Below are 17,664 nucleotides of genomic sequence, written 5' to 3'. Positions count from 1 at the left end.
TCGATAACATGTCCCTTGAATTAATGACGGAGGCGGTGCGCAGAATCGCCACTCAGTTCCCTGTTCGCCCTCCCGCAAAAAAAGATCGTCTGTCAATTAGACCTCCATAGCCCGCCATTCTTCCATATCCTCCGTTCGATGCTATCCGCTGCAAGAAGGGGCCAGGTAAGGCACCAGCGCCTGCATGCTCTGCGTTCCCTCAAAGCTCTTTGCCGGTTTACCTATTCCCCTTCTCTTCCCACCCTGTCCAGCCATTCCTGCACCAAGGCGTTGAACAGCTCCGGCTGCTCGATTTGCAGGTTATGACCCGCCCGGTCCAGCACCGCAAATGAAGTCCGGGTATACTGCTTAAGAATGGAAAAAGCATCGATGTAGCCCGTCACGGCATCCTGCCTTCCCGTAATAAAGAGTCCCGGTTTATGAAATTCCTCCTGATCCACCGGAAAGGAGAAGCCGTACCGGACTTTGATGTCAGCTAGAAAATCTTCGTCGGCCAACCGGATGCCGGATAATATCTCTTCGTTGTAGCGATTCCATGTATATTCGTCAAGGACGACTCCGATTGAACTGAAATCATCCCGCTGTTCCTTTGTAAGCTTCTCCACAAAATTGGCGTCTGTATAAACAGCGGATTGTGCAGGAAGCTTCCTGTCCTCTTTTTCCGGTATAATCATCGGGCAAATCAAAGCCGCGCCATCCACTTGCTCCGGACGCCCGGCAATGATTCCCCTGACGATATAACCGCCGTAAGATTCCCCAGCGAGACAATAGGTCTCACCCGGAAGCATGATATCCAGAAAAGACAGCACCGCTTCCAGCATCTCGTCCGAACTGCGGATATCCTGATAATAGCGTGACTTTCCCATTCCCGGCAGATCGATGTACAGCCGTCTCCAGCCTTTTCTCTCCCTGAATACAGGTTCCATACAGCCGCTCATCAGCCGATGGTCGGGACTGAACCCGTGGATCATCACTATAGGTCTGCCTTCGCCCCAATCTTCATAATATAGCTCCACTTTCCCGGTTTGACAGTATGGCATCTATTGTTCCCTCTCCTTTCCAGACCCTATTATTTTACCACTATATCCCTAGTATCGAAAGCGTGTTCGCATATAAAAAGAAACGGCTACCCCGTACCAATGGAGGAGGGCAACCGTTTCTATATAAAATGAACTTGAGATTTTTCCATTTGGGCATCGTTCGTAACTTCGAGGAATGTTTGGACTTCCGGCCGCTGCCCATCTCCAGATTTCTTGATTATACCGCTCTTCACGGATGAAATCCGGAGACAAAGGCGATCGCTGTCGCTCCTACAGTTCCAAACTTCCCCTTCGTTACTCCTTACCATGTTGTCATTTTTTCAAGTTCGTTTTATGTAGCGATGAACTTTTATTTTCTCCAATTGTTAAAAGACGGCTCCCATTAGGCCTATGCTGACCCGGGGAACCGTCTTTAACGTTTTGCCGCCCTTTTTTATAATTTATTTAGGAGGAATAAACCATTTGCGGTTGGGCGGTCTTGCAGTTTCCGACATCACTCGAAACTCTTGCTTAAAGCCTTGCTTGAAGCTATATGAAGTCACGCCTTGCAGGCCGAAGCCTGAGGTGGCGGCTGCTTCCTTAAGAGATCTTTCCGTATGCGGTGCGTCCGGGCATCTCCGGATTCCGCTTCCGTTCCTTGCGGACCTGAACCGGTGGCTTCAGCATCACAGCGATCAGGCAGGAAATCAGGCACAGCGCCCCGATCGTGATGAAGGTCGGTTTGAATCCGCCCAGGAAGGCGGCGATGATCGAACCGGACAATGCGCCGAGGCCGAACCCTTGATAGACAATGCCATAGTTCTTGTTATGATTCTTCAACCCGAAGAAGTCGCTGACGATGGCCGGGAAGACGGTGATGTTGCCGCCGAAGCAGAAGGCGATCGCTGCCACGGAAGCGAAGAACAGTCCGAAGTTCAGCTTCGCGAAGCTGAGCGTCAGCGCGGCTACAGCCGTGATGGCCATGGTGAAGCCGATCAGCTTCAAACGGCTCATTTTGTCGGACAGTGCGCCGAGAATCAGGCGTCCGGCCGTATTGAAGATGGCGATCATCGCCACCGCATTGGCCGCGGTCTGCACGTCAAGTCCAGCCAGCTTCACGCCGATGTCTTTTACAATGCCGATCAGATAGAGGCCGCTCATGCAGGCGGTGAAGAAGATCGTGAACAGCAGGTAGGCTTGCTTCGTGCGCAGCATTTCGCCCACGGTGTAATCCTTTTTCTCCAGCGGGGCGAGCAGCGATGATGCTTTAGCCGTTCCAGCCGGCGCCACGGAGGCTTCTCTTACAAGCAGCGAACCGATGACAACCATGGCCATGACGATCATGCCCCAGTACAGGAACGTGCGGGAGACTCCAACCGATCCGATCAGATGGGCGTTCACATACTTAAAGATCAAGCTGCCTGTTCCGTACGCGCCAACCGATACTCCCGAGATCAGACCCTTGCGGTTCGGGAACCATTTGATCAGATTCGACAGCGAGGTAATATAAGCCGTTCCGTCGGCGTATCCGGCAACGCCCCCTGCCAGCAGATACAGCATCGGCAGCGTGGTTGCATGCGAGCTGTACATCAGACCGAGGCCCAGCATAACACCCGCCACGGCAGTCAGGCGGCGAAGCCCGATTTTATCCTGAAGCTTGCCTGCAAAAAGTGTCGCGAATGCCAGCGCAAAGCTTGTGATCGAAAAGGTTGTAGATACGGAGCCGAGCTCCCAGCCATATTTTGTTACGAGCGGCTGGTTGAACAAGCTCCAGGTATAAATGGTTCCAAGGCCCATCTGCATAATAATGGTTCCCAGTACGATTAGAAAACGGTTGTTTGCTTTAGTCCCTACCGACATGGTTCTTTCCTTCTTTCCTTCGGTTATGGCCGCGTTCATGAGCGCCTCTTGCATCTTTATTGTAGCTTGCTTGCAAAAATGCGGATGAAATACGGAACGAAATGACAGAAAGAAGGAATGAACGGCCACTACAGGCGCATAATCTGCCTGAATTCCTTGACCTTGCTGCGGCTGACCGGCACTTCAAAGTCCAGATCGCGCAGCCTTAGCAGGTAGGTGTTGTTAAACCAGGGGATGATTTCTTTGATTTTGGACAGGTTGACGATAAAAGAACGGTGGCAACGGAAAAAGCGATCCTGCGGCAGACGTCCGTGAAACTCGGTGATGCTGACCCCCATGGAGTACTCTTCGTTTCGCGTAAAGACGCTCGTCGTCTTCTCCTGGGCCGAGGCGTAGTAAATGTCGTCGGCATCGACGACGATGATTTTTTCATTTTTCCACAGATTGATCTTGTTGCTGACCGGATTGCGTTCCTCTTCCCCTCCGGGCCGGCGTGTAAAGGCCGCTTCCAGCTTGCCCAGCATCCCCTTGATCCGCGTCTCGTTATACGGCTTCAGGATGTAATCGAAGGCCTCAATCTCGAACGCTTCGGCAGCATGCTCCTTATACGCGGTGATGAACACAATATGGGGCTTCACGGAAAATTTGCTGATATTCTGGGCCAGAAACACACCGTCCACGGAAGGGATATTGATGTCGAGAAACAGCACATCCACCTGATTGGCCTGCAAATATTTCAGCGCGTCCAGCCCGTCGTCGAACTCGGCCGCAATCTCTATGCCGCTGTTCGCCCGAATCAGGTAGGCCAGCTCCTGCCTGGCCAGCTCTTCATCCTCTACGATTATCGCTCTCATCGGTTCTCCTTTTTCACATCAAAAGTTATATCCGTCCCTTTATCCAGCCTGGTAATCGTCAGTCCCTCGCCGTAAATCAGCTTCACCCGCTGATGCACGTTAAACAGCCCGATCTTGTTCTCTGGCATGCTGCCTTCGTACACCTTCCGGATCGTTTCCTCGCTGATGCCGACCCCGGTGTCGCGGATGCCGATCCGCACGCTGTCGCCCCGGTCCTTAACCGAAATCGTCACCGTTCCTACACCCCGCCCTTTCAGTATGCCGTGTACAATCGCATTTTCCACCAAGGGCTGGATGATGAGGCTTGGGATGCGGACTTCCGTCTCGTCATCGATATCGTAGAGAACCGTAAGGCGTCTTCCAAAGCGCGCTTTCTCGATTTCGACGTAATGTCGAACCTGCTGAAGCTCCTTGCGGATGTCAATAAAATCGTCGGTAAGCTCCAGATTGTACCTCATATAGCCGGACAGATTGATAATCAACTCCCTGGCCTTGTCGGGGTCGATCCGGATGGAGGAAACGATGGCGTTCAGCGCGTTGAACAGAAAATGGGGATTGATCCGGGTCTGCAGCGCCTTCAGCTCCGCCTTGTTCGCCATCTGCTTGATGTCTTCGACACGCGAGACCTCCATCAGTGTGGAAATAATCTGGGACAGGCCAACAGCCATCGCCTGGAGGGAATAGGTGATTTTGTGGGCTTTGGTGTAATAAATTTTGAGTGCGCCGGTGACTTCGCCCTTTTCCTTCAGCGGAATGATGATCAGCGACTTGATATGATGATGGTTGAATTCCGTATCGTTGTTGCGGATCGTGATTTCCCCGCTGGACAGCGTGATTTTCGTTGCGTCGCTGATAATCTCGTTCTTCTCCTCGTAATACTCTTCCCCGATGCCGACATAAGCGCGAATACACCGGGTATCCGTAATCGCGACCGCGTCCGCGCCGATATCCTCTTTGATGGTCGTGCATATTTTGCGAAGAGACTGCGGATTGATGCTGCGAAAATAGGGGAGCGTCTTATTCGCGATATCGAGGGCCAGCTTGGACTGCCTTGCGGCGATCCGCTCCTTCTCCCCTTCCACACTCTGGACAAGCATGACGATGAGTCCGACACTGACCTGGCTCATAATCATCGGAAAGGCAATCTTCGATACGATTTCGACGCCGAGCGACGACGGATGGGCCATGACGAGAATCAGCAGCATCGTCAGCGCTTCGCAGCCCATTCCCGCCAGAATCCCGGCCTGCCAGCGGCGCTCGGCGGACGTGTGACGGTAGATAATCCCCGAAACGACACCGGTCGCGATGCTGGTAATCAGACAGGGCACCGAGGTGATGCCGCCGATATCGATCAGAAACCGGTGAACGCCGGAAATAATACCGGTAATCAGCCCCACCCAGGGACCGAACAGAATGCCGCCGGCCATGATGGCTACAATCCGCACATTGACGAGGGAGCCTTCCACCTTAATACCGCTATACGTGCTGAATATGGCGAACAGGCTGAAAATGACGGTGGCGATGAACAGCTCCTGCGGCGCATAAGCCCCTTTTTGAAAAATCTCCTTGAACCGCGGCACCCGGGTTAATACAAACAGTGTCATAAGCAGCAGTGCGGCACGCTCCAGCAGCTGCAGCAGAATGACGAACGTATACTGCATCGTGTTCTTGCCCCCATAGTAAAATATATCGGTCATTATAGGCTGATGTCCCGTGATTTGTCCAACCTAAAACTATTCCCGGATTTCAAAAAAAAGGCGCCCGGAGATGAAACCCGATAGCGCCCGCCGTATTCATCATGATTCAACTTCTTCGGGCTTTAAGCCCTCTCTGCCGCTTAGATCGCCAAATCGATGCCGATCACGCCAACCGTCTCTCCCCGGTCATTCGTTACGGCCCTCGACAGTGTCACGCAGGAACGCTTCGTTATGGCCGACACATAAGGCTTCGAGACAAAAGCGCCGACGCTCATCGCTCCGCTCCACCAGTCGCGCCGCTTCGCATTAAGCAGGCCCGCCGCAGGCTCGGAGAAAATAAAGGTGCCGTCCGTCCGGTTCGACCAGATGGCCTGCAAATCCGGCGTCTCCGCAAGACAGGAAGCCAATACCTTTTTGTGAACATCCGGGTCGGGGACATACAATTCCTCCTTGGCCGCAATGTGCGTAAGCAGCGATTGCATAACCTCCAGCTTCTCGGCGTAACGGCTTTCCTCAATCTCCTCCATGCCGGCGATCTGGCTTACCGACTGCCGCAGCGCCTGTGACTCCGCCAGCAGGCTGGCGCTGACCTCGTTCAGCTCCCCGATCTGCGTCCGCTGCCGGTTCACCTGCTCCAGCATCAGATCGACGCTCGCAATCGTCTCGTTCAGCAAGGCTACCGCGCTGCGCAGCTCCGGCAAAGCGCCGCCGATCAGCTCGTCCTGACGGCTGGCCGCCTTCACCGTGTCGGATACCGCCGTATCCACCGTCTTGACTGTGGCCGCAATTTCAGCGAGGCGCGCCTTCACGGCCCCTACCTCGCCTACGCCGCGCTCCACGGAAGCCCGCTCTTTATCCACGGAGTCAAGCACCTGCTCCACTCCCTTGTTAAGATCCAGCAGCAGCGCGGAGGAGCGGTCCACCGAGGTGCGGCTCTGCTCCGCCAGCTTGCGGATGCGGTCGGCTACCACGGCAAAGCCCCTGCCCTGCTCTCCAGCCCTTGCCGCTTCGATGGAAGCGTTAAGCGCCAGCAGCGAGGTCTCCTCCACTACGCCCACGATCACTTCGTTGATGCCTTCCACCATCGCGATAAGCTTGCTCAATGAGGCGAACTCTTCGTACATCTGGCTGCTCTGCCCCTTAAGCTCTTCCATCACGGCGTCGGTGCTCTTGAGAGAATCGAGCATTTCCGCCACTTCCTGGTTGGCTTCCCGCATGCTTATCCCCAGCTTGTCCGTCAGTCCCTGAATACGTTCCGCCGCTTCTGCTACCCCGTCCATTGTCGCGGAGGCCGACTCCATATTCGCTCTCGCTTCATAGCTCCGGCCCTTCAGCTCCAGCTCGGATTGATGGGAGTAATCGGCTGTCTGCTGCAGTTCCCCCGTATGCCGGCTGATTTCCGCGAGCGCTCCATGCATCCGGTCCGAGGTCACCACCATTTCATTGCCGAGCCTGTGAACCTGTTCGTTTGCTTGCCTCAGCAGCGCCTGCTCCCGGATACGAGACCGGTAAGCGGTCAGCGCAAGTAGAGCGAAGGAGACAACAACCAACATCAGCACGAGCTTATGAATCCACAACATTTCAATCCACAACACATACAGTCCGGCCAGCAGCGAGAGAGTGACAGTAAAAGCTAAGACTTGACGGTTGTTATGCAACGACATTCCACTCCACTTCTTCATGTTATGTATGTTGACATTATAACAGGTAAAATTCCCCAAGGATATGCATATTATATGAATATTCTGCTTGCTTCGACAGGATTCATAGGTAAAGCAGCGAGGTTTATAAATCGTTTCGTTTAAAAAAAGAAAGCCCCGTCTCCCCGAAAGGTAAACGGTTGGCTTTCCTTCAAGCTTGCAGCTTTCGCTTATGCTCCGCTTCAGGCCTGGTCCAGCATGCCCCGGGCGATCCAGACGCCCGCCGCGCCCGCCTGGGCCAGTCCTCGCGTGATCCCCGCGCCATCCCCGCCGCAGTAGAGACCGGAAATCTCCGTCTCGAACGACTCCGTCAGCTTCGGACGGGCCGAATAGAACTTGGCCTCCACGCCGTAAAAGAGCGTATGCTCGGAGGCAATGCCCGGCGTTACTTTCTCCAGCGCCTCCACCATTTCGATGAGACTCTTCATCGTATTGTAGGGAAGCACCAGTCCGAGGTCGCCCGGGACCGCCTCTTTGAGCGTCGGCTCAACGAAGCCTTCGGCGATTCTTGTCACGGTCGAGCGGCGGCCCCGCAAAATATCGCCGTATTTCTGCACGATCACTCCGCCGCTCGACAGATCGTTCGCCCGCTTGCAAATTTCCCGCGCATATTCATTGGGTTTGTCGAACGGCTCGGTAAATTTATGGGAGACGAGCAGCGCAAAGTTCGTGTTGGGGGAACCGAGCGCCGGATCTTTGTACGAGTGCCCGTTCGCCGCCATGACCCCGCTGTGGTTCTCCACGACGACATGTCCGGAAGGATTGCTGCAGAACGTGCGGACCCGGGTGCCGACCGAAGTGTTAAAAATAAACTTGCCTTCATAAAGATGCTCGTTGATCTCCTGCATAACGACATCCGAGGTTTCTACCCGGACGCCGACGTCCACCTGATTGTTGTACATTTTGAGCCGGTGTCTTTTCAGCACATCCGTGAGCCAGGCGGAACCGTCGCGTCCCGGAGCGACCATAGCCAGCTTCGTCTCGTAAGTCTCCCCGTTCTTCAGGGTAACGCCCGTTACCCGGTGAGTGCCATTCTCACTGACCGTCTCGATGTCCTGCACCTCCGTCTTGAACATCATGTCAATGCGGGTGCTCAAATATTCGTAAATCGACTTCAGGATTTCCAGATTCTGCTCGGTCCCCAGATGGCGAACCTGCGCCCGCAGCAGCTTTAGCCCGGCCGCATAGCCGCGCTGCTCGATACGCCGGATCGGATCGGTCGTCGGATCGGTAATCATCTCCGTCGCTCCATGCTCGAGGTTGATGGAATCGACGTAGCGGATCAGCTCAAGCACCTTTGAGGGCGCCAAATAATCCGTCATCCATCCCCCGAATTCGGTTGTAATATTGAATTTCCCGTCGCTGTATGCTCCGGCGCCTCCAAAGCCCGCGGTAATCGAGCAGGCCGGCAGACATCCGGCGAACTCCTTGCGTCCCGCAGCCGGCGGACAGAACTGAATCTTCTCCTCCAGGATCGGGCATCGCCGCTTATAAATATCATGTCCTTTGTCGATCAGCAGCACTTTCCAGTGCGGGGCCTTCCGGGTCAGCTCATAACAGGCAAAAATACCCGCAGGTCCGGCACCAACGACGATTACATCATATTTGCTCATCTGTTCCTCCAGAAAACGAATTTATAATGCCAAGCAAGTGCGGCACGGAAAAAAACCCGGCCAGTTTCAGGGTAAGCCAAAGGCACCCATCCGTAGCCAGGAATTTACGGTTCCCTGTAGAGACCCCCAAACCTTATCTTTAGGGATATACGAACAGCAAGTACGCGTTCACGCGTGCAGTATGATTTTACGTCAGCTATAAGAAATATTTCCAAGCCACTAGCATCTTAACGAAAATAGACGAATATGTCAATGAAGATATACATTATTATACGTGTTTTTTGAGCAGGAACGAATATTTTGTAGTGATTGTTCGTTAATTTTGTACAAAATCCGAACATTGTAACCCTGCCATCAAGAGGGAGGAAAAAAGGGGATTCTTGTCGAATACATACACATCGCTACTGGAAATGAGGAACACCTTATGCTTAATCCATCGCATACTCCTCGCCAATTGAATTGGAACCGTGTGCTGCTGAATGCCTTCTGGATTGCGCTGCTGGTCCATACCTCAAGCCGGATGCTTCATTCCCGCGTCCTTTTTCCCGATGTGATCATTTTAGGAATCATTATCCTTCTGGAGTGCATTCACAAATGGAGGCCGAAGCTGGGCGAAGTCTCTATTATGGCAGGGAGCTATGTCATCTCCTTATTTGTCACCGTCCTTACCGCTTCGGATATCCTGGTATCGCCGCTTATTATGCTGCTCCCGCTGCTCATTTCCATGATCTATCTGAAAAAATCCTATCTGATCGCCTCGACGGGCTTCGGATTATTGTATATGATCACGCAGCTTGGACTGTCATCGGTTCATCGGTCTATCCAGCGGTCCGAGATTATTCTAGTCTCCATCGTTTTCGCGGCAACTGCGCTGACGGGCTTTGCAGTTATCCGCCGGGGTCAGGATTTGATCCGCTCGCTGGCCAACTCGGAGAAATCGGAGCAGGATTTGCGCATCCAGAATATCATCATGGACCGCCTGTCCAAAATCGACGCGCTGACCGATCTGTACAACCATAAGACCTTTCACGAATATTTCGGCTGGCTGATCGATCATCAACAGAGTAATCCGTTCCCGATGCAGCTGGCCATCCTCGATATCGACAATTTCAAGAAGGTAAACGATACCTACGGGCATGGGGTCGGGGATATTGCACTCAGACAGGTGGCGGCGACAATGCTGGAGCATATCGGCGCGGACGATTTTGCCGCGCGCTATGGCGGCGAGGAATTTGTTATTATTCTTACCTCCAAACCGCTGGAGGCGTCCTATGAAATAATGGAGCGGATAAGAACAGGTATCGCCAACCTGCCGATACCCGAGATGGACGGGAATTCGGTAACGGTGAGCATCGGCATGCATGATGTTCAGAATGCCGATTCCAAAAACCATGTGTTCCAGAAAGCGGACGACGCGCTCTACGAAGCCAAGAAGACGGGCAAGAATAAAATTGTTGTTTTATAGATACGGGATGAAAGACCGAAAAGGGATGCCCTTCAGCCGGAAGCTGAAGGGCATCCCTTTTTTGATAATATCAGAAAGTATAAACTTCAATGACCAGACTTCCTGATATTGCAAAGAAAAACAACCGCTAAAGAGGGATTCGGCAACGTCTTCGAGAGGCTCCGATAGGAGTTTTTCTTATGTAAGGCATCGGTTGACAGCTTGTGAAGCCTGCTCGCGGCACCCGATGAATGGCCGTGTGCTTAAAGCTTGCGGGACCATTTCTCAAGAAGCTCCCGCGTATTCCTCTCCGGCAGCGGCCTGCTGATCAAATAACCCTGAACCTTGTCGCATCCCGTCATCTTGAGAAACGCCAGCTGGCTGTGGTCCTCTACGCCTTCCGCCACGACTTCCAGCCCCATCTCATGGCCGAGCGATACCATCGTCTTGATAAACGACTGGCTGTATGAATTGTCCGACAGCGGATCGATAAAGGCCTTGTCGATCTTCAGGGTTGAGATCGGCAGCTGCTGGAGATAGCTAAGCGAGGAATAGCCTGTTCCGAAATCGTCCAGCGCGATTCGAATCCCTTGCGATTGCAAATACTCCAGCTTGTCGACAATTCGTTCGAACGACTCCATGAAGACCGACTCCGTAATCTCCAGCTCCAGACATCTCGGCGCGATTCCGCTTTCGGACAGGATACCCAGCACGGTAGGAATGAAATTGTCCTGCAGCAGCTGTATGACGGAAATATTAACCGCAATTCTGAAATGGTTATACTGCTTCCGGGACATATCCGCCATAAAATGACAGGCCTTTCGAAGGACCCATTCGCCCAGGGGAATAATCAGCCGGGAATCCTCGGCGATCCTGATGAACGACAGCGGCGAGACAAACCCGAGATCCGGGCTGTTCCAGCGAATCAGCGCCTCGAAGCCGGAGATATCTCCGGTCAGAAGGTCGACCTGCGGCTGGTAGAACAGCTCGAACTCCTCATTATCCAGCGCGCTGCGCAAATGCTTCTCGATCGTCATGCGTTCTTTGAACTCGGTATGCATCGATTTGTCGTACAGGGCATACACGCCTTTTCCCGCTTCCTTGGCGCGGTACATGGCCACGTCTGCACTCTTGAGAATCTCCTCCGTCGTGTTACCGTCGGCCGGGTAGAAGGAAACTCCAATACTGACTGAAATATAGACGCTGCTCTCGCCGATCTGGAACGGATTCTCAAACTCCTTGAGAAGTCTCTCTGCCAGCTCGATGACTTCCTTGCGTTCTTTCACATCTTTGATAAAGACGACAAATTCGTCTCCGCCAAGTCTGGCGAGCATACTGCCTTCACGGACAACGGATGACTGCAATTTTTCGCTAACCTGCCGGATCAGTATATCGCCAAACTTATGGCCCATCGTGTCATTAATGTATTTAAAATTGTCCGTATCGATGAACAACAGCGCGGCGCTCCCGCCGGGAATCTGGAAGTATTCTTCCATCGTCTCCAGCAGACACAGACGGTTGGGCAAATGGCTCAAGGAATCATAATAGGCAAGATGGTGCATTTTTTTCTGATTCTCCAGCAGGGTGGCGTACTGCTCCACAAGCTCCTGCTGTGTCGCCGTAAGCTGCTCATAGGTCGCTTCAAGCTCCTGATAGCTGCTGCTGAGCTTAAGCTCCATTTGTTTCCGGTTGGAGATGTCGATCAAAGAGCCCAGAAACATCTTCATTTCCCGCCGCCGGTCGAAAGTGGCCTTGCCTCTGACCTCGAACCAGTAATACCGCCCTTCCTTGGTTCGCATCCGGTATTCACTTTCATACACCGGCTTCAGGCCGGCCAAATGCTCGTCACGCGCCTTTCTTGAACGCTCCCGGTCATCGGGATGGATCAGATCGATCACCGTATTAACGGACAGATCGAGCTCCCCCGGTTGATAGCCCATGACTTCATACCAGCGGTCCGACACCCAGTGGCTCTTTTTCTCGTAATCGTATTCCCACAGCAAAGCGCCGGAGGCTTCAACAGCCAGGCGGAACCGCTTCTCGCTGAAGCTCAGCTTCTCGTTCTGATCCTGCAATTCCTCTTTGGCCGCCGCCAGCTCCAGATGGGTCGCTTCCAGCTTCCAAAAGCTCGACTCAAGCTTCCGCTCGTTCCGTTTCAGCTCGTCGATATCAATGCCGATCAATACAAAAGCGTCGGAGGCCCCTCTGCCGAGGCCCTTGATCAACATCGTCCGGAACGTGAAGTACCGCCCCTCGGCGGCTCCGCTCGGAATCTGAAACTCCTCATGGCCGGCAAAATCGTAGCCGATCGCCCGGTAGAGCAGCTCCTTCAGCCTGGTTCCCCCCGCTACCTTCAGCTCCACATCATCCAGACTCTGGCCGACAATCTCCTGTTCTCTCAGACCGGTGACCCGCTCGCCGTACTTGTTCAGGCGCAGCACCGTCTTGTCCTTCTGCACCGCCCAGACCAGAATGCCCGTATGCTCGATCACATCCTCGAAAAACTGCTGTTCGGCGCGAATAATCCGGCGCAAATGGCTAATATACATTCTAAGAAAAAAGGCGGCTGCGGCCAGCAGAGCAAGGCCGATGACCAGGCCGGCAACCGTCCTAAGGCGCATCCTTTTTCCATAATCCTCCGAATGATTGAAAAAATACTGACGATACAGCTCCTCAAACGCCCCGCTCTGCTTCAGCCGCTTCAGACGTTCATTGATATAAGGCACAAGCTCCGGTGAAGTTTTGCTGATTCCGTAGGCGAAATCCACCGGATAAAGATTGTTCATTTTATGTATAATCCGGCCCGTCAATCCTTCTTCGACTATCAGGTAATCGACAACCTCCTGATTCTCGAACAAGAGATCGATATCGCCCCTGCTCAAGGCGGTCAGAGCCTCCGCGACCGTCGGATAAGCCCTGTAGCCGGACACCCCCAGTTCATTCAATAGGATGCTCTCGGTATACTGTCCCTGCCCGACGCCGATCTTGTAACCGTTCAGATTGTCCAGAGTTACTCTGGACTTGAAATTCTGCCTTGCGTATATGGAGGTGCGAATCTTCATGACAGGGTTGGAAAAAAGAATTTCACGCTTCCGCTCTTCGGTTACGGCCATCAGCCCAGCCGTGTCGATATCGCCGCCGACCAGCTGCCGGTACACCCTGTTCCATATGTCGCTGCCGTATTGAACCAGGTAGTCCTGCCTCTCAAAAATCATATTGGTCAGATCAATATCAAATCCGGTCAAATATCCGTTATGTATGTATTTATAGGGGGGATAATCCAGTTCCGCTTTATAGGCGACTTCTTTTCTTGCGGCGTGAGCGGCATCCGGCGCAAGCAGGAGCAGAACAGATAATAACAGGACGATGACTTTGCACCGCTTCATCGCTAATTTCTCCTTTGATTTATTTTCCAAAAAATAACAGTATGCGAAGTATGCACTAGCTTGGTTCGACAATTATTGGGATAATTCCTGCTCAGCCCGGTAAAAAAATACAACTTTCATGTGTAATTATGTCTTTCAGTCCCTTTCTTTCATTGCAAAACATCTCTTCCCTTGTCAATTTGCTTAAAATTGTAACATTTAAAAGTGAGATATTTCACTTTTCATATTGATTTTTAGACGTAGAATATGGATAATAACAATATCGGTTTTGGTGATAATGATTATCATTATTAAAACAGATGAAAAATGGATTTAAAGGAGACTGAACGCTTATGAACACAGCCACTACCCGGACGTCGCTGATGGTTGATGATTACCTGGATCTGCTTAGTCTTGCCGTCAAGGTTGGAGATTTGAAATGGCAAAAAGAAATTAAAGGCCGCCTGCAGTTCATAGCCAGCAGAAATTGCAAGAGCTGCTGACTTTCACATACGGCATTAATAATAGCCGCCTTCCGGTTTGCCGGAATGGCGGCTTTTTCACTTTATCAGGAGCGCTTCCACGGGTCGCCTCCCCAGCCTCTGGACCGGCCTATTCCTGCCGCGCAGAGCCTTCTATTTTCACGTCATCCGCCCCGCGCATCATTTCGATAAACCGCTCGAATGAGGCGGACAGCCAGCGGTCTTTGCGGTAGATCAGCTGAATTTGGAAGCCCCAGCCGCCGCCCTCCGCCACCGGAATCGCCTTCAGCTCTTCCCGCTCCAATTCTTCCAGGACCGTGTAGCCAGGCAGAAAAGCGATCCCCCATTCATGCTTTACGGCCTGCTTGATCCCCTCCAGATTGCCGAATTCCAGCTCCACTCTCGGCGCAATCCCGAGGCCTCTCATTTCCTGCAGCAGATGATTCCGGTATGTGCATGTATCCTCTGTCAGAACGAGCGGCTCCGCGGCAAGCAAGGATATCTGTACCGATTTGAAGTCAGCCAGCGGGTGCCCCGGGTGCACGATGATAAACAGTTCTTCCTGCCTTAGCGGCAGGACCTGCAGATCCTCCGAGACGTAGGGCTTATCAAAAATCAGTCCGAAATCGGACGATTTGTTCCGCACACCGGCGATAATGTCACTCTCGGAACCGGGCAGCACCCGCAGCCGGATGTCCGGGTACTGCTTGCGGAAACGGTGCAGCCGGTCCGGCAGAAAATAGGCGGCAAGCGTCTCGATGCAACCGACCGTCAGCTCCCCTGCCTGTCCTTCGGAGATAATCGCCTTCGCCTCCTCGCTCAGCGCCAGCATTTGGCGGGCGTACCCGAGCAGCGTTTTGCCAGCAAATGTCGGCGCCATTCCGTGCCCCGAACGTTCCAGCAGCTTCGCCCCGTACATCTCCTCCAGCTTTGCGATCTGGGCCGTCACACTGGATTGCGCATACCCCAGCTGTTCCGCCGCCCGGGTATAGCTGCCGCTCTTGATAACCTCGCAAAACGTACGCAGATAGGTCAGTTCCATCCCGCTCTCCTCCGGATATTATTATCATTCATTTCGATAGTTGTTATCTAATACTATAGATATCACTAATGATCTGTTCAAGCTAAAATGTAGGAAGAAGTCATAATTAGTCTGAAAGGAAGGATGTATGCCATGAAAATCCAGCCAAAATCGCAGGTGCTGTCCGTGCAGCCCGCTTATCCGGCTGAGGCCGCTGCTTATTTCAACACAAGAGGAGTATTCGAGACCGATGTAGCCGATGTCGCCCACGATCTGCGCGAAGGATTGCTGGGCTTTACTCTGGTCGATGTCCGGGATGCCCGTTCCTATGAGGAGGCGCATCTGCCCGGCGCCGTCTCTCTGCCCTCGGGCTATCCGGGCCGCAGCGGCGCTCCGGCGCTGCCGCAGGACCGCCCGCTCGTTGTGTACTGCTGGGGCCCCGCCTGCAACGGAGCGACCAAAGCCGCCGCCCGGCTGGCCGCCCAGGGCTACCAGGTCAAAGAAATGCTCGGCGGCATCGAATACTGGCGGCGGGAAGGCGGTCCGCTGGAAGGAACGCTTCGGGAGGAGGCCCCGCTCTTCTGGCAAATGCCGCCGATATCAAACATATAATTTCTTATTTTGAAAAAAGACCTCCGGTTCTGCCCTTGGGGACTCCCCCCTGAGCAGAATGGAGGTCTTCCATTTCGCTGCAAATGATATGGGACGTTAAACCGCCCCGCCGCCAGTTAATGATCTTCCTGATCCAAAAAAGGCTTATTCACATAATAGTACATGACACCCATCAAGACCGCGCCGCCGATCAAATTGCCCAAGGTAACCGGAATGAGGTTATGGACAACGCCGCCCCACGAGATCGTTCCGGGATGGTTCAGCACAAGCGCGATGGCGAAGGTGCACATATTAGCAATGCTATGCTCATAGCCCGAAATAAAGAAGCAGAATACGAACAGCACCATGCAGAAGAGCTTGGCGCCGTCGGCCTTGAGCGACATCGGCACGAAAAATGCCAGACAGACGAGCCAGTTACAAAGAATCGCCCGCCAGAACAGCTGCACAGCCGGGGCTGTCATTTTATGTTCAACGACATTCAGCAAAAAGCCATTCACATTCGGATCATAGAATAATCCGGTCAAATAAATAAGCAGGGCGAACGCAGTCGCGCCCAAAATATTGCCGACATAGCTCCACACCCACATCCGGCCGACATCCGTCCACTGCATTTTCTTGCGCAAGGCCGCATAGGTGTAATAGAATGTGTCCCCGGTGAACAGGTCGCCGCCGCCGTAGGAAATGAGGATGATAGCTGCACCGAAAGTAATGGCGGCCATCGGATAAGTGAGCGGAGAATGCTCCATGTAAAAAAAGTTGCCGGTCTTGAAGGCCACAATGACGCCGAAGCCGATAAACATACTGGCCAGCATGGCGCGGGCAATGTAGCGAAAAATACTGTTGTGGTACACCTTCTGCTTCTTCAGCGCCAATTGCTCGACTTTCAATAGTGCTTCGTTTTCCATAGATCCTCCGTGGGTTGTTGTATTTTCAGCAGCCTCGGATACGAGTTGTGGCTTATTATACCCAATAAACCGCAACAAAACGCTTGAAACAACAACCCTCGTCAGATGGCCGGAATTATCCCTTGGATGAGGGATCATCGTCTATCAGTTCAGCAATCCCCTCCGCCTTCTCGCTGCTGGCCGCCACAAGAAGCACGAGAATAAGGCAGCCAAGAATCACGTCATCCCCTCCTCCCCGCATTGCCGCGCCTTGACGCAATCTATGTGCCGGAGGGAAGGATTATACCTTGCAGCCAAGCCAGGTCATTCCATTTATATTCTCTTATTCCGTGCGCTTAATGATGCACCTCGTTCTTCGCTTCCCTTCTTCTGCGGCCGGTACTATACAGAATCGTGCCGACAAAGACGGAGATAATAACGACAAAGAAGATAACATGGGACATTTCGTACCCAAAAGCGCCCGCCATCATTTTACCGGCAATAACGGCAATCAGCAGGAAAGCCGCCTGCTCCAGCTCGGGGAACTTCTCGATCAGCTTCAGGAAAATCTGCGCGACCCCGCGCATCATCAGAACGCCGAGAATACCGCCCATGAACAGTACCCATACTTCGCTGCTAACCCCGAAGGCGGCGATAATGCTGTCGATACTGAAAGCAATATCCATCAGTTCGACCAGCAGCACCGTTTTCCAGAAGGAAGCCCCCTTATTTTCGACGGCATCGCTGCCGCCGCCCTTGAAGATGCCTTTATAGGCAATGTAGAAGAGATACAGGGCGCCGAGCACCTTGACCAGTGTGAATCCGATCAGAAACGATCCGAGCCCGATCGCCGCAAAACGAAACAAGTACGCACCCAGAATTCCGTAAAAGAGCGCCTTTCGCTGCTGTTCCTTCGGTAAATGCTTGACCATGACCGCAAGAACAAGCGCGTTATCCGCAGAGAGCAGACCTTCAAGGAGGACCAAGCTTGCGATTATGCCCCAGCTCACAGGGTCCGATAACGTTGCCGCCACATCATGCCACGAGAAAAAATGGCCGTAATTGTCGTTTATGCTCCTAAAAAAATCTGACAGCCAATCCATTGTCACTTGC

The 17,664-nt window shown here is 53.0% G+C and carries 13 protein-coding genes and 1 riboswitch; of the genes, 3 read left to right on the top strand and 10 right to left on the bottom strand.

Annotated features, from left to right (window positions below):
* Positions 1-221: 221 nt before the first annotated feature.
* The 6 genes from G5B47_RS21980 to G5B47_RS21955 form a co-directional block, all read right to left on the bottom strand.
* On the bottom strand, positions 222-1,040 hold the full coding sequence (locus G5B47_RS21980) for an alpha/beta fold hydrolase (protein WP_165102866.1): 819 nt from the start codon (positions 1,038-1,040) through the stop codon (positions 222-224).
* A 579-nt stretch (positions 1,041-1,619) separates the two neighbouring features.
* On the bottom strand, positions 1,620-2,879 hold the full coding sequence (locus G5B47_RS21975; protein WP_165102994.1) for an L-lactate MFS transporter: 1,260 nt from the start codon (positions 2,877-2,879) through the stop codon (positions 1,620-1,622).
* Between the two features lie 128 nt (positions 2,880-3,007).
* Complete coding sequence (locus G5B47_RS21970) at positions 3,008-3,733, bottom strand: LytR/AlgR family response regulator transcription factor (RefSeq protein WP_165102863.1); 726 nt, start codon at positions 3,731-3,733, stop codon at positions 3,008-3,010.
* Positions 3,730-5,394 (bottom strand): sensor histidine kinase, encoded by a 1,665-nt coding sequence (locus G5B47_RS21965; RefSeq protein ID WP_206107492.1) that lies wholly within the window; start codon positions 5,392-5,394, stop codon positions 3,730-3,732. The genes G5B47_RS21970 and G5B47_RS21965 overlap by 4 nt, the downstream gene beginning before the upstream one ends.
* Before the next feature lie 176 nt (positions 5,395-5,570).
* Positions 5,571-7,094 carry a methyl-accepting chemotaxis protein gene (locus G5B47_RS21960; RefSeq protein ID WP_165102860.1) on the bottom strand — a complete coding sequence of 508 codons (1,524 nt, stop codon included), beginning with the start codon at positions 7,092-7,094 and terminating at the stop codon, positions 5,571-5,573.
* 218 nt (positions 7,095-7,312) lie between these two features.
* On the bottom strand, positions 7,313-8,743 hold the full coding sequence (locus G5B47_RS21955) for an NAD(P)/FAD-dependent oxidoreductase (RefSeq protein ID WP_165102857.1): 1,431 nt from the start codon (positions 8,741-8,743) through the stop codon (positions 7,313-7,315).
* 73 nt (positions 8,744-8,816) lie between these two features.
* Positions 8,817-8,916, bottom strand: a riboswitch (purine riboswitch).
* Positions 8,917-9,167: 251 nt separating this feature from the next.
* Between G5B47_RS21955 and G5B47_RS21950 the strand changes: the two genes are divergently transcribed.
* Positions 9,168-10,208, top strand: coding sequence for a GGDEF domain-containing protein (locus G5B47_RS21950; RefSeq protein WP_165102854.1), 1,041 nt, complete (start codon positions 9,168-9,170; stop codon positions 10,206-10,208).
* Between the two features lie 242 nt (positions 10,209-10,450).
* Here the strand turns inward: G5B47_RS21950 and G5B47_RS21945 are convergent, their stop codons facing one another.
* A complete protein-coding gene (locus G5B47_RS21945; RefSeq protein WP_165102852.1) occupies positions 10,451-13,573 on the bottom strand; it encodes an EAL domain-containing protein in 3,123 nt (1,040 codons plus the stop codon).
* 332 nt (positions 13,574-13,905) lie between these two features.
* On the opposite strand from G5B47_RS21945, the gene G5B47_RS21940 reads away from it, so the two are divergent.
* A complete protein-coding gene (locus G5B47_RS21940) occupies positions 13,906-14,055 on the top strand; it encodes a hypothetical protein (RefSeq protein WP_165102849.1) in 150 nt (49 codons plus the stop codon).
* 109 nt (positions 14,056-14,164) lie between these two features.
* Here G5B47_RS21940 and G5B47_RS21935 read toward each other — a convergent pair whose 3' ends face one another.
* Entirely contained in the window at positions 14,165-15,076 is a 912-nt protein-coding gene (locus G5B47_RS21935) for a LysR family transcriptional regulator (RefSeq protein WP_165102847.1), read from the bottom strand.
* A gap of 132 nt (positions 15,077-15,208) precedes the next feature.
* On the opposite strand from G5B47_RS21935, the gene G5B47_RS21930 reads away from it, so the two are divergent.
* Entirely contained in the window at positions 15,209-15,667 is a 459-nt protein-coding gene (locus tag G5B47_RS21930; protein ID WP_165102844.1) for a rhodanese-like domain-containing protein, read from the top strand.
* Positions 15,668-15,783: 116 nt separating this feature from the next.
* Here G5B47_RS21930 and G5B47_RS21925 read toward each other — a convergent pair whose 3' ends face one another.
* Positions 15,784-16,572, bottom strand: a complete 789-nt coding sequence (locus tag G5B47_RS21925) for a formate/nitrite transporter family protein (RefSeq protein WP_165102841.1) — start codon at positions 16,570-16,572, stop codon at positions 15,784-15,786.
* A 335-nt stretch (positions 16,573-16,907) separates the two neighbouring features.
* Entirely contained in the window at positions 16,908-17,654 is a 747-nt protein-coding gene (locus G5B47_RS21920; RefSeq protein ID WP_165102838.1) for a TerC family protein, read from the bottom strand.
* Positions 17,655-17,664 lie beyond the last annotated feature (10 nt).

This window comes from Paenibacillus apii, assembly GCF_011043685.1.
GTDB classification, from domain to species: domain Bacteria; phylum Bacillota; class Bacilli; order Paenibacillales; family Paenibacillaceae; genus Paenibacillus_AQ; species Paenibacillus_AQ sabinae.
This window is presented reverse-complemented; position numbering and strand designations above follow the sequence as displayed.

What these genes read in the sequence shown, in the direction of transcription:
- G5B47_RS21980 (WP_165102866.1), bottom strand. Translation starts at nt 1,040, where the DNA reads ATGCCATACTGTCAAACCGGGAAAGTGGAGCTATATTATGAAGATTGG.
- G5B47_RS21975 (WP_165102994.1), bottom strand. Translation starts at nt 2,879, where the DNA reads ATGTCGGTAGGGACTAAAGCAAACAACCGTTTTCTAATCGTACTGGGA.
- G5B47_RS21970 (WP_165102863.1), bottom strand. Translation starts at nt 3,733, where the DNA reads ATGAGAGCGATAATCGTAGAGGATGAAGAGCTGGCCAGGCAGGAGCTG.
- G5B47_RS21965 (WP_206107492.1), bottom strand. Translation starts at nt 5,394, where the DNA reads ATGCAGTATACGTTCGTCATTCTGCTGCAGCTGCTGGAGCGTGCCGCA.
- G5B47_RS21960 (WP_165102860.1), bottom strand. Translation starts at nt 7,094, where the DNA reads ATGTCGTTGCATAACAACCGTCAAGTCTTAGCTTTTACTGTCACTCTC.
- G5B47_RS21955 (WP_165102857.1), bottom strand. Translation starts at nt 8,743, where the DNA reads ATGAGCAAATATGATGTAATCGTCGTTGGTGCCGGACCTGCGGGTATT.
- G5B47_RS21950 (WP_165102854.1), top strand. Translation starts at nt 9,168, where the DNA reads ATGCTTAATCCATCGCATACTCCTCGCCAATTGAATTGGAACCGTGTG.
- G5B47_RS21945 (WP_165102852.1), bottom strand. Translation starts at nt 13,573, where the DNA reads ATGAAGCGGTGCAAAGTCATCGTCCTGTTATTATCTGTTCTGCTCCTG.
- G5B47_RS21940 (WP_165102849.1), top strand. Translation starts at nt 13,906, where the DNA reads ATGAACACAGCCACTACCCGGACGTCGCTGATGGTTGATGATTACCTG.
- G5B47_RS21935 (WP_165102847.1), bottom strand. Translation starts at nt 15,076, where the DNA reads ATGGAACTGACCTATCTGCGTACGTTTTGCGAGGTTATCAAGAGCGGC.
- G5B47_RS21930 (WP_165102844.1), top strand. Translation starts at nt 15,209, where the DNA reads ATGAAAATCCAGCCAAAATCGCAGGTGCTGTCCGTGCAGCCCGCTTAT.
- G5B47_RS21925 (WP_165102841.1), bottom strand. Translation starts at nt 16,572, where the DNA reads ATGGAAAACGAAGCACTATTGAAAGTCGAGCAATTGGCGCTGAAGAAG.
- G5B47_RS21920 (WP_165102838.1), bottom strand. Translation starts at nt 17,654, where the DNA reads ATGGATTGGCTGTCAGATTTTTTTAGGAGCATAAACGACAATTACGGC.